This is a genomic window from Bacillus cereus group sp. Bc010 (assembly GCF_027716745.1).
In the GTDB taxonomy this organism is placed as follows: Bacteria; Bacillota; Bacilli; order Bacillales; family Bacillaceae_G; genus Bacillus_A; species Bacillus_A pacificus.
The window spans coordinates 55,715-71,053 of the sequence record NZ_JAQFUY010000004.1 but is presented as its reverse complement, the minus strand read 5'-3'; the positions used below and the strand labels follow the sequence as shown (position 1 = coordinate 71,053).

Below are 15,339 nucleotides of genomic sequence, written 5' to 3'. Positions count from 1 at the left end.
GTTAGCTGTTTTTTCTTTTTTGAACTTGTACAATAAATTCTTTTTCATATTTCTTACCATTTATATAGAAATCTCCCCATATTTTGTACGTTCCTTCAGCAGGAAATGTAATACGGTATTGTAATTGTCCATCTGTATCAACAGGGATTGCATATAAAAAATTTTCTCTCGTTTCGTCCACAATATAGAGCGCCTCCACTTCTCCTCTCTCTGAATGTAATTTCAATTTTTCACCCTTTTTCGCTTGAAATTGAAATGTTAACGTCACTGGCTCATTCGGATGCAGTGCACCGAATAAAAGAGAAACTTCATACTCCCCTATTTTTTTTGTAAGTACACTATCGATTGGAAATTTTACTTTTTTCTTATTTTTCTCCTCTATTTCCTTCCCAAAATCTTTCTTCGCAAATGATTGCACAGACTTATTTTTGTCTTCATATAAAAATATTGTATATCCTTCATCTTTCGCTATTTTAGAAGATACCTTATATGATCCATTTCCTGCGAATGTAGGTTTCATTTGTTGTACATGTTTTAATTGTCCGTCTACAATAACTGCCCGAATTTGATCATTCACACCACGCACTTCGCTACTTTTATTATTTAATAATTGAAACACAATATCTGCTTTCTCATTTCCTTTTCCATTTGACACATCCCATTTTACTTCCTGAACATCACCTACAGTCTCTGTAGTTTCTTGATACTTTTTTATGTAAAATCCGCCTACTACAACAAATAGCAAAGCAACGAGTCCAATGACAAGATTTTTCAAAACATCACCTACCATTTTTATAGTCTCTATTCATACAAAACTTCTTACATATATATTCTAGATGACAATTTATGAAATCCTTCTGTTTTGCACATATTACAAATAGTCAACTACCCCCACTGAGATAAAACATTTCAGTGGGGGCTTGAGTTAGAACACTAGGTCTTTTCATCTATCGCTAGACGGTTGACGCTCTAGCATCCATGCTACCTTATGGTAACACCCCAAGTATGTTTTTGGTTGGTACTGGCAACGAACGATCGTTTTCCCACTTGCACCACCCTTTCGAAAAAGAGCAGTTCTTCCTTATGAAAGAAGCCACCACTCAGATGAATCTGGCGTGTACTACAAGCCCCGACAAGTCGGGTACACATGGATGGTTGACACACCCACTAAGCTATGCGCGAAGCAACAGCCTTCCGTTTTTGCACTTCTAATAGAATCGGCGTTTTTACTTTGAGATTGCCATCCAATTCTACAACTTGTGATTTTTGCAATGTATTCAGCGCACCATTAATATCCGCATGAATACATGTTCCTGCTTTACTTTGATACAGACCACGAGTAATTCGTTTGCCGCTAAAGCGATACTGCGTCCTATCATCCTTAGACCAAACTGGAACCGGATCTTTGTCTAGGAAACTGGCTTTTGAAGTATAGCTTTCTTCTTGTTTGAAAAATCGGATACCTTCTTTTATACATTTATTCTCAATTGCTGCAATCAGTTTATGGAACGGGATTTGAACAAACTTTTGATTATTCTTTTTCCCCATATGAGAGTTTTGTTTCCAACCAGCGTTATACCCTACAACAATCGTATCTATATCGAATTCTTTCACTTTTTTGAACAACAAACCTACCGTTTGTGCAATGTAACCATGTATTTGTCGTTCTCGTTTATGCCAAAGTGCAGCGATTTTGTTCGTTACAATTCGTTTTGAAAGTCCATTTTCCACATTTTTTTGTTGTAGATTACGTATCGTTTTGTTGAAGTACTGGTTAATGGATTTTAGTTTTTTTCCATCAATTAAGAAGGCATCACCTGTATTGGTCACGCAACTTACTAATCTGTCTACACCTAAATCGCAACCTAAAGCGTTACTCGTAGTCATGGGTTGTTTCTTCATTTGAGAAACGTGCATTTCATATGTGTAATGCACTTCAAAGAACCGACCTTTTTGCTTCGGTACAATCTCAATGTAGGAGATGTTTTTATTTCTTAAGTTTTTAGGCATACGTATTTTAATGGAACCGAATTTTTTTCTGAATGCAACACTCATCGGAATCATCCAAAACCCGTTCTCATCCACTTTTGGAACTTGATAGATTTCAATAATTCGTTTGTCGGTGGAATGAGAATAATTTGGAAACTTCGGACGACCTGTGAACTTCTCAGGATTTTCCTTCCACTGTTCCAATGCTTTAAAAAAGCTCTTCACTTCTGTAAACAAGGCTCTACGAATCGCTTGAACAGAGTTTGATTGAATACCCCAGTAGTTCATATCGGCTTGCATGGCAGTGTCCACTTCTTTTACAGTAGCCATTTTATTGTGGTTCAAATAACTTTGTTTCATCGTGTACAACCCAACATTTCGCAATGCCTTTGAACTGTGTGACATGCGCTGAAGTAAACGAAATTCTTGTGCAGTCAGGCAAGCTCGTCCGATATTTTGCTTTTGCGTGAAACGTCGCAGCGTTTCTCTTTTCTTTTGTTTCCATAATACTTTCACTGCTTTCTTTTTAGCCATTGTTTTCACCACCTTTCTTAAAGAATTAACTTATTCATTCCTTTTGGTGTAAGTAACAAAACGATTATAATTATCCAATTTCGTTATCTTAAGATATATTCCCTCCTTATTTCCGACATATTGTAAGACAAAAAGAAACAAACATTCCCCCTGGGAAAATTGTTATAAGCGAAACAAAAGAGTTCAGCCTTATTGACTGACGGCAATTCATCTCCACCTGAATTGTTGGGTTTCACCCGTAACACAAATCAGATGGAGTCTTCTTGCCGAAAAGGATAAAAAGATTTTAATTAAAAGGATTCGTAGTGTATAATGCAAATGATATTGATTTCTATCAATACATTATAAGGAGGACTTTTCATGAGTGTACATATTGAAGCAAAACAAGGCGAAATTGCTGAATCTATTCTATTACCTGGTGATCCATTGCGTGCAAAATATATTGCTGAAACATTTCTAGAGGACGTTACTTGCTATAATAACGTGCGTGGTATGTTAGGTTTCACTGGAACTTATAAAGGAAAACGTGTATCTGTGCAAGGTACAGGTATGGGTGTTCCTTCTATTTCTATTTATGTAAACGAATTAATCCAAAGCTACGGAGTTAAAAATTTAATTCGCGTTGGAACTTGCGGTGCCATTCAAAAAGACGTAAAAGTACGTGACGTTATTATTGCAATGACAGCTTGTACGGATTCTAATATGAACCGTTTAACATTCCCAGGATTTGATTTTGCACCAGCTGCAAACTTCGATCTTCTAAAGAAAGCTTACGATGCTGGAACTGAAAAAGGCCTACACGTTCGTGTTGGTAACGTTTTAACAGCAGATGTATTTTACCGCGAAAGCATGGACATGGTTAAAAAGCTTGGAGATTACGGTGTACTAGCAGTAGAAATGGAAACAACTGCGCTTTACACATTAGCAGCGAAATACGGTGTAAATGCATTATCTGTCTTAACAGTAAGCGATCACATCTTCACTGGTGAAGAAACAACATCTGAAGAGCGTCAAACTACATTTAACGAAATGATTGAAATCGCTTTAGATGCAGCAATTCAACAATAATACATTAAAGAACTCGTCATACGTCTGTCGAGTTCTTTTTATGTGACTTTTTATTAAAAACTACTTCCAGAAGAGACAGATTTTCTCCTCTACTTTTTTGTAACGTTTGTTATAATAAAGAAACCATTTACAGTATTTCTCACAAGAGGTGACGCAGTGAAAAACAGAAGTATCGTCTTTAAACTATTTCTATTAACATCAACATTATTTACAATCATATTCCTCCTATTTTTCCTAGGACAATCTCTATTTTTAGAGAAATTTTATATTAATAAAAAAGTAAAAACAGTTCAAACTGCTTTTGAAAAGTTCGTAGATACGTACGAAAAAAGTGGGAAAACTTATGAAGAAATTCGAAAACTAAAACAAGAATTTCATGATAAAACAAATGCTGACATGCAATTTTTAAATACGAATGGCATTATTAAAAGCGACAACAATTACTATATTGATGTATTTAATCCTAAAAATAATGAGACATATTCTATTCCTCTCAATAATCTTTTAACACCCGAAGAATATAAGAAATTCGAAAACTTAGGATTGAAAAAAGACGATGTGATAAACGTCGTCGGTTTGCTACAAAACAAAACAATAACACCAATAAAATTGACAACAAATTATAATCGATGGCAAAACGAATATACCAATTCAGATTTTTCATCTATTAATGGTAACCCTTCTAAAAATAGACTTACAAACCGATACAAAACTGTTACTCAAATTGAGTTTACTGGTACGATCTCTAAATTACAGCTTCCATCGAAAGCGGAGGTTCGTCTTGCAAATGATATTGAAACATTGCAAGCCGTTCAATATTTTGCAGAGCTTATTAGAAATGGCACTGCTAACTCGCAGCAATTAAACACTTATATAATAGATAGCGGGGAGAATATAAAGAATAGTATCTTTGTAAAACCTATTATAGAAAATGGAGAGATTACAGAATATGCTTTTGCGATAGCATCTTTGCAACCTGTTAATGAAGCGATGCTCGTTTTGAAAGATTATTATGTCTATGCCTTAATCATCGTATTTCTCGTAATTATTTTGTTATCCTTCTACTACTCAAAAATCATTGTGAAACCATTAATTAAAATGAATCGCGTTACAAAGAAAATGGCCAATTTTGATTTTAGCGAAAAATTACCTGTAACAGCAGACGATGAAATTGGAGGGCTTTCCGGTAGTATTAATACGTTATCTGTAAATTTAAAAGACCGAATCGATCGATTAAATGTTGCCAATACAAAATTACAACAAGATATTGAACGTGAACGTCAATTAGAAAAAACGCGAAAAGAATTCATTTCTGGTGTATCACACGAATTAAAAACACCGCTCAGTGTAATTAGAAGTTTCGCTGAGGGAATTAAAGATGGCGTTAGTAAAGATACGACGTATTACACAGATGTTATTTTAGAAGAAACTGAAAATATGAACAGACTTATTGTTGAAATGTTAGAATTAGCAAAATTAGAATCAGGTACGTACAAATTAGATATGACGACGTTCTCAATCGGTGAATTAATTCAACAAGTCTATACAAAGTTATTATTTAGCATGGAGGAAAAGCATTTACAAGTGAATATAGATGTAGACCCTTCTATATTTGTGAAAGCGAATCGTAGTCGTATTGAACAAGTAGTTGTGAATTTACTTAGCAATGCAATTCGCTATACACCAGATGGAGAAAAAATACAAGTCTCCGTTATGGAAATGGAAGATACAGTAAAAGTTGAAATCGAAAACACAGGAAACCCTATTCCAGAAGAAAGTCTTGAAAAAATTTGGGATCGTTTCTATCGTTTAGATGCATCGCGTAGCCGTCATACTGGTGGTACTGGTCTTGGATTATCTATTGTTAAAAATATTTTAGACCTCCACCATGCCGAGTACGGTGTATATAATACGACTAATAGTGTTGTATTCTACTTTAATTTACAAAAAGTAAAAGAAGTCAAATAATTTGTCTTAATTTCACTAGGAGTTCACATGAAATTCACACTCTCCCTTTATAGTAAGAAACAAGTTAATCCTTTCCTTTACACATATAAAAGAGGAGAGTGCGTGAAATGAAACAAGCAGGACAACCTATTCAAAACGAAAAACAATTAGAAACTATCAAAAATATACTTTTACAATCTTCGAAACGTGATGGCTTATTATTCGTATTAGCTGTAAATTCTGGCTTAAAAGTAAGCGAAATCTTACAATTAAAAGTTAGTGATGTAATCGATGAAAATGAAAATGTTCGCCATTCCATTTTATTTTACAATGAAAAAGTAAAGAAACATAAATGGTTCGCTGTAAATGAAGACTTACAGCACGCGATCGAAGACTATATGAAAGAACGTAAAACTTGGAAACGTAATGAACCATTGTTAAAGTCTCAAAAAGGAACAAAATCTATTACGAGACAACATGCGTGGTACATTTTAAACAAAGCTGCAAAAGAAGTTGGATTAGAAGGGATTAGCTCACATACACTTCGAAAAACTTGGGGATATTGTGCATACAAATCAGGTGTTGATATCGCATTTTTACAACACTTCTTTGATCATAGTACTCCATCAAAAACTTTAAAGTATATCGGTATTGCTTAATAACTCTTATACATAAAAAAGGTTACCATTTATAAATGGTAACCTTTTTTATGTTTCACATTCTCTTTTCTTGTCTCTCCTATATTGTAGTGGTACTCTAATAGTAAGGGGGAGAAATTATGAACACTTTAACAATTGAATTACCGAAAGAAACGGCTGAAAAACTTGATTTATTAAAACAAGCTTATGAAAAGAAAACAGGTGCTTCTATTTCTGAGAGTACTCTTGTTCAAACACTTATCTCAAAAGAATTTATCCAAGCGATAACTCCTTTTGATTTACAACAATTCATCACTAGCAAAGAACAGCATTAATTGCTGTTCTTTTTTTATACTTTATCAGGGGTTTGCCGGAAATCTATCTCGAAACAATTCCTTACTTTAGCCAAACTTCTATTAGGGATCTCCCTATCATTACTACCTCATAAAAATTTTTTTATTTATTTTCAGGAAAACCATTGACAATGATAATGATAACCATTATCATTTATTACGAAGCCAACAATTGATGAATCAACCAAACGCTCAGTAACATTGTTACCCCTCTTTTTCATATAGAAAGGCACTGTACATTCCCCCTGTTTGTACAGTGCCTTTCTTGTTTATTATCACTCAAACAAATTTAATTGCTCAGGCTTTGGCTCACCATATGTAATGTTCATCATTTTCATAAGCTGTTTCGCATTATCAGCCGCATCTCCACCTGAATTATTGTTAAATAGTACGTATATGTCCTTTGTCTTCTTTTTTAATTGTTCTAATCTTTCTACCCATTCTTCTAATTCTTTATTATTGTAGCGATATAAGCAACGAACCGCTCTCCAATTTTCCCCTTTATCAAGCCAGCCATGAACATTTCGGCCATGAAAACGTATTAACACCATCTCTGCATTCGTTACTTCTAATACGAGTGGTACCGAACCCATCCCTGCCTGTGGCTCATCACAAATTGTATGAATCCATTTCTCTTGCTCTAGAAACTTTAACGTCTTATCTCTCATTTCTGGATAAAACCATGTTTGATTTCGAAATTCTATTGCACACGGAAAACCTTCCATTTTTTCTTTCGTATATCGGAGAAAATCTACATTTTTCTTTTTACAATCAAACCATGGTGGATATTGAAATAAAATCGTTTTTAATTTACCAGCTTCAATTAAAGGAAAAATAGATTGTTTATATACATCAAACATCTCATCGAACGTAGAAAAAGGAATTTCACCTTTCATATGTCCTGTCATTCCTTGATATGCTTTGACGATAAAAGAAAAATCTTTCGGTGTTTCCATTGCCCATTTCGTATAGTTTCGTGCAGGTTGCATCGCATAAAATGAACTATCCACTTCTACTATAGGGAAATGCTCACTATATGTTCGTAATTTATTTCTATTTTCATAGGGGTCTATATATAAAGAATCATGATCTCCCCACCCTGTTACTCCAATGAAAAGCAAATATATTCCTCCCTTTTTAACTTCACCTACTATCTATTCTACTCACTTCCTGAACACTTCGACCAATCAATTTCATTAAGTAGTCCCTTCTTTAAGAGTATCCGTATAAAAATATGATATACTAGATGGAAGAATTTTTAAATTGAGGGGTTATTTATTTATGCTTCCAAAAGATGATATTGTGTGTCATGAAAAACGAATAGAAGAATTAGAAAATAAAGTACGTTTTTATGAAGAACTTGTGAATCAATTACCACATCATTTCACATATAAAAATCCACAGATTGGTTTACAAATAAAGAAAACGAGATCAACTCATTCTATTCAAAACATACAAAAAGAGAATAAAGAGGCTGATTTTCAGCTTACTTGCGATTCATTATTTTTATTTAAACAACTTGAAACATACTTTGTTCATATTTTTGATGCTTTTTCACATCATGTAACCTTTGTTGATAATAAAGGAAATATAACTTTATGTAATCAGGCTGCGGCAGATGATTTTGGTGTAGTACGAAATGATATAATCGGAAAACCAATTCAACAATTACTAAAATTACCTGAAGAAAAAATTAAAGCTCTTGAAACATTAAGAACAGGCACAGAAATATATAATGAAGAAGTTTTAGACAAAAACTATGGCATTTTAAATAACCGGATTATTCGTGATTATAACGGAGAAATTTTTAGAGTTATTAGTGTCTTTCATTATTTAAACACAGAACGTGATGCAGAAAAATTTTCGTTAGCAGGGCGAATTGCAGCTGGTATTGCACATGAAGTACGTAACCCTCTTACAACCGTACGAGGTTATTTACAATTTTTACAAGAAACTGTTTCTCCATCTAATAAAGAACTATTTAAAAACTTACTTATTCCTGAATTAGATCGCGCAAATAGTATCATTACAAAATTTTTATCTATTTCAAAAACACGTGAATTTACAAGAGAACCCTTTCCAATTAATACATTTTTACGTGATTATATTCAACAGTTACTAGCTAGCGAAGTCTTTTTACATAACATTTCAATTGATTATAATTTTTCTACCGAATTAGATGATATTTTAGTTCATATTGATCGTCATGAACTTGTGCAAGTTTTTTTAAACTTATTCCAGAACGCTGTCGATGCTCAAGGAGAAAAAAAACTTTCTATCCAAATTACTAGTTACCGCCTAGATAATTTTGTTCGTATTACTTTTACTGATAATGGAACTGGTATTCCATCAGCGATTCAAGAATATATATTTGATCCATTCTTCTCAACAAAAGATTCCGGTACAGGACTCGGCTTGGCAGTAACGAAAAAAATTATTCAAAATCATAACGGTACATTAAAAATGACTAGTAATGAAGATGGTACTACTTTTACTATTTCAATTCCAATCTTACCTAAAACAGCCCTTGAAAGATTAAATCAAGACAAATAAAATCCAATCCACGAACTGCATGTCAATTGTTAAATCCCTTAACAATCGACATGCAGTTTTTTATGTTGAACTTTTCTTCTTTACATTATATGAAACCTTCTCTATATCTTACTTATTTGTTTGCCAAGCGGGCCAATTTCTTATTTTTTTAGAAATGGTAGTTTGTCCATCACGGATTTAGTATAAATTTCATTTTAATATATAGTAATGACTATTGATTCTATGAAAGAAAGGAATGAAAAGATGAACAATAAAAATAAAGGAAAAGTATTTTATGGTAATGACTGTTGCGAAGTCAGAGCTTGTAGTCATATTAACATCTCTAAGTCCGAACTTACAGAATTCGTTAGACTTCTTCAAGCTCTTGGCCAAGCTATTCAAGCTGTCTTTCAAAACCCTTCTCAAAATAATATCGATAACTTAATCGCTGCCCTAAATAACTTACAAAAATTTCTCAATTGCTTAGATTTATCTCCAGCACAAAAACAAATTGGAAATTCTATCATTGCTAATCTATTAACTATTTTAAGAACAACACCTTTCTCATGCGGAGCGTTGTACGTTGAACTACAAAGCCTGCTTAATTATTTATTGTATATCGCTAAGTTATTCAAAGTAGATTGTTGTACGACCGACAAACTAGTTAAACTCATAACAGAGATCCAAGCTATCCTAGTTCAATACGGGTCAGGATGCCTTGGAGGAGGAGGAGCAACTGGTGCTACCGGTGCTACTGGCGCAACAGGTGCTACTGGACCTCAAGGACCGGCGGGTGCTCAAGGTGCTACTGGGCCTCAGGGACCGGCAGGCGCTCAAGGCGCTACTGGACCTCAAGGGCCTCAAGGCGCTCAAGGACCAGCAGGTGTTCAAGGACCAGCAGGGGCTACCGGCGCTACCGGGCCTCAAGGACCTCAAGGCGTTCAAGGACCTGCAGGGGCTACCGGCGCTACCGGGCCTCAAGGACCTCAAGGCGTTCAAGGACCGGCGGGCGCTACCGGCGCTACCGGGCCTCAAGGACCTCAAGGACCAGCAGGGGCTACTGGTGCTACCGGGGCTCAAGGACCTCAAGGCGCAACAGGTGCTACGGGTGCAACAGGACCAGCGGGTACGCCAATTCCTGTAACGATCGCGGCAATCGGAAACTCAAATCCACAAACTATATCCCCTGGAACAAACATCCAATTCAACCAAGTGTTTGAATTAACTAATATCGCTTTCAACGATACTTCAGATACTTTAACAATTTTAGAAACAGGCGTATATGATATTAGTTTCTCAGCGTCTACAACTTTCCCAGGATCTTCACCGTTTGGGTTTGGTATTTCGTTCAATGGCCAACCACCTACTCGTAATTTCTCAACTAACGTTATCGGTAGTGCTGTTTCTTTCTCTACAATCGTTACTTTACAAGCTGGTACAACGATTGCTGTACAACCTACAGCAAACACTATTTCTATTCCAAACACAGGCGATACAACTGCAACACTATCTGTATTCCGAATTTACTAATTTTCACTCAATAAGTATATTTATAATAGTATGTATTGTTTAACCGTGCATTAAATCTCTCTTTATATAGAAAGGAGCACTTATTTGGGAGGATAGGTGCTCCTTCTTTACGTTTCTTTACTTCAAATTTACTCTATCTTAATCCTCATTTTGTATGATAAATAGTGAAGTCAAAGATATGAAAGAGGGATGAAAATGAGAGTTATGTCACTAATACGCATTTGGCTTGCACTTATGGTATGCATTATTTTATGTGTAGGATTTTTTTTAACTCTAAAATATTCCACTATATCAAAAGCAGAGAGAAAAACTGCTCCATACAAACTTCTATATACGAAACAAAGCAACATCCCTTATTCCAATGCCACAAAGAATGAAAAAAAAGTTATAAAAGGGATGCTTATTACGAAAGCTTCTAGTTCCGAGGCGTTACTCCAAATTGCTGAAACGATTAAAGATCAGTATACAAATAAAAAAGTCGATGAAATTACACTTTCTATCCACAATGAAAATAGCGGTAATTACGAAGAAGAATTACCTTACGAACCTATTAGTAAAGGCCAAATAATCGTCACATACGATTCCGAATCCTTTGGCAGTACGAATATTATACTTCACGAGTAATATCATGTATCTCAATAGATATGGATTAATAGCTAATGAAGATAGACAAAACTCTCTATCGATTAAAATTTTATGTTGTTTTTATACAAAAAAAGAGGCGAATTTCGTTATTCGCCTCTTTCTTTTACCAAAATGAAGGAATCCATTCTTTCACTTTATCAAGCCACTCTTGTTGCTCTTGTTTTCGTTGTTGTTCCTCTTCTTTCCTTCTCTTCTCTTCTTCTTTTCTTCGTTTTTCCTCTTCTATTGTAGTCAATTGTTTTTTATAATCAGCCTCAGATATGAGCGATAACTGAAATGCTTTTTGAGCTGGATTTGCGTTCGCTTTTTTCATAATATCCCGGAACATTGTCGTCGTAATTTGACTACCACCCGGAACATAATGATCGCTATCGGTTTTATCATATCCTACCCAAATCGCACCTACCAAATCTGGTGTGTATCCAACAAACCATGAATCCTTTGCACCGGTGCTCGGGCCATTTACAATTTGAGTAGTTCCTGTCTTACCTGCCGTATCAACATTATTAACTTTCGCCTTTTCGCCCGTTCCCTTTTCGACAACACCTTTTAATAAATATGTCATTTTTTGAGAAACTTTCTCGCTCGTCACTCGTGTCTCTTTCTTATACCACTTTCCAAGCGTTTCACCTTCAGCATTTTGTATCTCCCTAATTGCATGAGCTTCCACTTGGACTCCGTCATTTGCAAATGTACTGTATGCTTGAGCCATTACAAATGGAGAAGTCCCCACATGCATACCGCCTAAAGCAATCGGATACGTACGATCTTCTGGCACTAATGGAATACCAAATCGCTCTAAAGATTTCAATCCTTTATCTAATCCAATTTGTTCTAATAGCCACACAGCTGAAACATTATACGACTTTGCTACGGCTTCATACATTGTTACATCACCGTGAAAAGTATGATCGCTATTTTGTGGTTTATATTCTTTAATGTTAAATGGTTCATCTTTTAATATATCGTATACTTCATATCCTTGTTCTAACGCTGGTACATATACAGCCAAAGGTTTTAACGTTGAGCCAGGTTGTCTTTTTAATTGGGTTGCATGGTTAAACTGTAAAAACTGATACGGCCCTCTGCCTCCAACTAAAGCTGGTACACCACCTGTTTTGGGATTCATAAGAACTACACCCGTTTGCATGAGTTGGTCTGAGCCACTATCTTTGAAATAACTATCATTATTCACAACGTCTTCTACGGCCTGTTGTTTTTTCGGGTCAAGCTCTGTATAAATACGATAACCACCTGCTAAAATTTCATTTTGTGTTAATTCGTACTTGTCCATCGCCTCTCTAACAATATAGTCTACATATTGAGAGTATTTTCCCTTGTATTTATCATCAACGCCACGTTTTAACACAAGTCCACTCTCTTTTTCTTTATTATACTGTTCGTCCGAAATATACCCTTGCTCTTTCATTAAACTTAATACGACATTACGTCTTTCAATTGACTTGTTAAAGTTTTTATAAGGTGAATACGCAGATGGTGCTTTAATCAAGCCCGCAATCGTTGCTGCTTCTGAAATTGTTAAATCTTTTACATCTTTATCAAAATAAGATTTAGCTGCCCTTTTTATACCCCAAGCACCTTCACCAAAATAAATTTGGTTCATATACATTTCAATAATTTCATCTTTCGTATACGTACGCTCTATTTTTTTTGTTAAAAAATATTCCTTAATTTTTCGAGAGTATGTGCGATCCTGTGTCAGAAATACATTTTTCGCAAGTTGTTGTGTAATTGTACTTCCCCCTGCTACAACTTCTCCTGCTGTAATATTTTTAAAAACTGCACTTATAATTCCACTATAGTAAATCCCGTGATGGTTAAAAAATTCCTTATCTTCTACTGCAACAATGGCCTGAACCATAATATCAGGAATATCTTTCTTTTTTACGCCTTCTGTTTTAGAAGAAGCTAATTTAGTCGCAACTTCATTATTTGCATCATAAATTAAGGTCGGCTGCGGAACAGCCTGCTTTAATTCAGATATGTCTTGAATAGAAATTATTATATTTATAGCAATAAATAGAGTAGCGAGCAAACTTCCTAATACAATTAATGAATTACGAAGCTTCTTCCTCTTGTTGAACCACTCCTGCATTTTTTTTAAGTGAGTGTTCTTCAATTTCATTCGTTCACTTCCTTCGTTTGTTTACACTCTTCTTTTCAAAAGGAAGAATATACCTCCTTTTGAATTTATTATAATAACGTAGTCTTTCCTGTAGTGTAAAGCTTTTCTTTCACATTCATACTTTTTGCAAGAAAAGGACATTCTACAAGTAAGATATTCAATATTGATTATTAATATTATTAATACAACAATAAGAGTTATGTTAAGTTTTTGTAAACTTTTCGATAAAATGTTTTAAAAAACGACAGTTTTTTGTTAGAATTGACTAGCCAATATATTTTACATATATTACTTTTGTGGGGGTAACTAATAATGGTCTTTAAATCAAAAAAAGATAAATTTTCTGAAATGTTAATGAATGTTTCCGAAAATTTAAAAGAAGGCGCGCAGTTTTTCGTGGAGTATAAAATTAAAAATGCTAGCGATTTAAAAGAGTTTTCTATGCGCATGAAAGAGTATGAGTCAAAAGGTGACTCATTTATTCACGAAATCATTATGGAGCTAAACAAAGCGTTTATTACTCCTATTGAACGTGAGGACATCCTACAGCTTGCAATGAGTATGGATGATGTATTAGACGGATTAGATCATAGTGCTGGTCTATTCGAAATGTATTCTATTACAGAAGCTGATGAATACATGATTAAATTCGTAGAAGCAATTAATCAATGTGCGATTGAAATTGCAAACTCTGTTGAATTAATGTCTAACAAAAAATTAGTCGACATTCGTACAAATGCGATTAAGATTAAAGATTATGAATCACAATGTGATGATATTCGCCGTCACGCGATTAAGCACTTATTCTCTCGTGAAAAAGATCCAATTAAGATCATTCAATACAAAGAGATTTACGAAGAGCTTGAAGAAGTAGCGGATAGCTGCCAAAGCGTTGCAAACGTATTAGAAACAATTATTATGAAGAACGCGTAAGGAGTTTGATCATGGATACACTCTTGATACTGACCGTTTTAGTAGTCATTTGCGCTTTAGCTTTTGACTTTATTAATGGATTTCACGATACAGCAAACGCTATTGCAACGGCTGTTTCAACGAAAGCTCTAAAGCCTAGACATGCAATTATTATGGCAGCTATTATGAACTTTTTAGGTGCGATGACATTTACAGGTGTAGCAAAAACGATTACGAAAGATATTGTTGATCCGTTCGCTTTACAAAATGGTTCTCTTGTAATTTTAGCTGCTTTACTTGCGGCAATAGCATGGAATTTGATTACTTGGTACTACGGTATTCCAAGTAGTTCTTCGCATGCAATCATTGGCTCCATCGCAGGTGCAGCTATCGCTGCTGCTGGTTTTAGTTCATTAAACTTTAAAGGATTCATAAAAATTATTGAAGCTTTAATCATTTCACCAATTATCGCATTTGTTATTGGTTATATCGTATACAGTATTTTTAAAGTCGTCTTTAAAAACTTTAATTTAACGAAGACGAACAAAAAATTCCGTATATTCCAGATTTTCACTGCTGCATTACAAGCTTATACACATGGTACGAATGATGCGCAAAAAGCAATGGGAATCATTACAATGGCTCTTATGGCGAATAGTTATCATACTTCTAGCGATATCCCGTTCTGGGTACAATTATCTTGTGCCATTGCAATGGGTCTTGGTACTTCTGTCGGCGGATGGAAAATCATTAAAACTGTCGGTGGACAAATTATGAAAATTCGTCCTGTAAATGGTGTAGCTGCTGATTTATCATCATCTCTTGTTATTTTCGGGGCAACATTCATTCACTTACCAGTTAGTACGACGCACGTTATCTCTTCTTCTATTTTAGGGGTTGGTGCTTCTCATCGTGTGAAAGGTGTAAAATGGGGAACTGCAAAACGCATGTTAATTACTTGGGTTATTACACTTCCTATTTCAGCTTCTTTAGCTGCTTTATTTTATTCTTTATTACACTTAATCTTTTAATTAAAAGTCGTCTT

The 15,339-nt window shown here is 34.8% G+C and carries 13 protein-coding genes; 9 read left to right on the top strand and 4 right to left on the bottom strand.

Annotated features, from left to right (window positions below; translation table 11 throughout):
* Position 1: 1 nt before the first annotated feature.
* Together PDQ68_RS07290 and PDQ68_RS07285 are read right to left on the bottom strand one after the other, a co-directional pair.
* A complete protein-coding gene (locus tag PDQ68_RS07290; RefSeq protein WP_041184453.1) occupies positions 2–790 on the bottom strand; it encodes a hypothetical protein in 789 nt (262 codons plus the stop codon).
* A 377-nt stretch (positions 791–1,167) separates the two neighbouring features.
* Positions 1,168–2,523: an RNA-guided endonuclease TnpB family protein gene (locus PDQ68_RS07285; protein WP_016717002.1), complete on the bottom strand. Its 1,356-nt coding sequence runs from the start codon at positions 2,521–2,523 to the stop codon at positions 1,168–1,170.
* A gap of 360 nt (positions 2,524–2,883) precedes the next feature.
* Here PDQ68_RS07285 and deoD point away from each other — a divergent pair, with 360 nt between their 5' ends.
* The 4 genes from deoD (at position 2,884) to PDQ68_RS07265 (ending at position 6,511) form a co-directional block, all read left to right on the top strand.
* The gene (gene deoD / locus PDQ68_RS07280; RefSeq protein WP_000110707.1) at positions 2,884–3,591 is read left to right on the top strand and encodes a purine-nucleoside phosphorylase; all 708 of its coding nucleotides are present in this window, start codon (positions 2,884–2,886) and stop codon (positions 3,589–3,591) included.
* A 156-nt stretch (positions 3,592–3,747) separates the two neighbouring features.
* Entirely contained in the window at positions 3,748–5,559 is a 1,812-nt protein-coding gene (locus PDQ68_RS07275) for a sensor histidine kinase (protein ID WP_000797531.1), read from the top strand.
* A 107-nt stretch (positions 5,560–5,666) separates the two neighbouring features.
* A complete protein-coding gene (locus tag PDQ68_RS07270; RefSeq protein ID WP_000806236.1) occupies positions 5,667–6,197 on the top strand; it encodes a tyrosine-type recombinase/integrase in 531 nt (176 codons plus the stop codon).
* A 119-nt stretch (positions 6,198–6,316) separates the two neighbouring features.
* Positions 6,317–6,511, top strand: coding sequence for a DUF3924 family protein (locus PDQ68_RS07265; protein ID WP_001094859.1), 195 nt, complete (start codon positions 6,317–6,319; stop codon positions 6,509–6,511).
* A 293-nt stretch (positions 6,512–6,804) separates the two neighbouring features.
* On the opposite strand, the gene PDQ68_RS07260 is transcribed toward PDQ68_RS07265, so the two are convergent.
* A complete protein-coding gene (locus tag PDQ68_RS07260; protein ID WP_016717000.1) occupies positions 6,805–7,650 on the bottom strand; it encodes a DUF72 domain-containing protein in 846 nt (281 codons plus the stop codon).
* A gap of 160 nt (positions 7,651–7,810) precedes the next feature.
* Between PDQ68_RS07260 and PDQ68_RS07255 the strand changes: the two genes are divergently transcribed.
* The 3 genes from PDQ68_RS07255 (at position 7,811) to PDQ68_RS07245 (ending at position 11,215) form a co-directional block, all read left to right on the top strand.
* Positions 7,811–9,082 carry an ATP-binding protein gene (locus PDQ68_RS07255; protein ID WP_016716999.1) on the top strand — a complete coding sequence of 424 codons (1,272 nt, stop codon included), beginning with the start codon at positions 7,811–7,813 and terminating at the stop codon, positions 9,080–9,082.
* A gap of 243 nt (positions 9,083–9,325) precedes the next feature.
* Positions 9,326–10,591: a Gly-Xaa-Xaa repeat protein gene (locus tag PDQ68_RS07250; RefSeq protein ID WP_270786644.1), complete on the top strand. Its 1,266-nt coding sequence runs from the start codon at positions 9,326–9,328 to the stop codon at positions 10,589–10,591.
* Between the two features lie 195 nt (positions 10,592–10,786).
* Entirely contained in the window at positions 10,787–11,215 is a 429-nt protein-coding gene (locus PDQ68_RS07245) for a hypothetical protein (protein WP_061184000.1), read from the top strand.
* 124 nt (positions 11,216–11,339) lie between these two features.
* Here PDQ68_RS07245 and PDQ68_RS07240 read toward each other — a convergent pair whose 3' ends face one another.
* Positions 11,340–13,382 carry a transglycosylase domain-containing protein gene (locus tag PDQ68_RS07240; RefSeq protein WP_000769283.1) on the bottom strand — a complete coding sequence of 681 codons (2,043 nt, stop codon included), beginning with the start codon at positions 13,380–13,382 and terminating at the stop codon, positions 11,340–11,342.
* A gap of 312 nt (positions 13,383–13,694) precedes the next feature.
* Between PDQ68_RS07240 and PDQ68_RS07235 the strand changes: the two genes are divergently transcribed.
* Positions 13,695–14,315 carry a DUF47 domain-containing protein gene (locus PDQ68_RS07235; protein WP_000231448.1) on the top strand — a complete coding sequence of 207 codons (621 nt, stop codon included), beginning with the start codon at positions 13,695–13,697 and terminating at the stop codon, positions 14,313–14,315.
* A gap of 11 nt (positions 14,316–14,326) precedes the next feature.
* On the top strand, positions 14,327–15,325 hold the full coding sequence (locus PDQ68_RS07230) for an inorganic phosphate transporter (protein WP_061183999.1): 999 nt from the start codon (positions 14,327–14,329) through the stop codon (positions 15,323–15,325).
* The last annotated feature ends 14 nt before the right edge of the window (positions 15,326–15,339 follow it).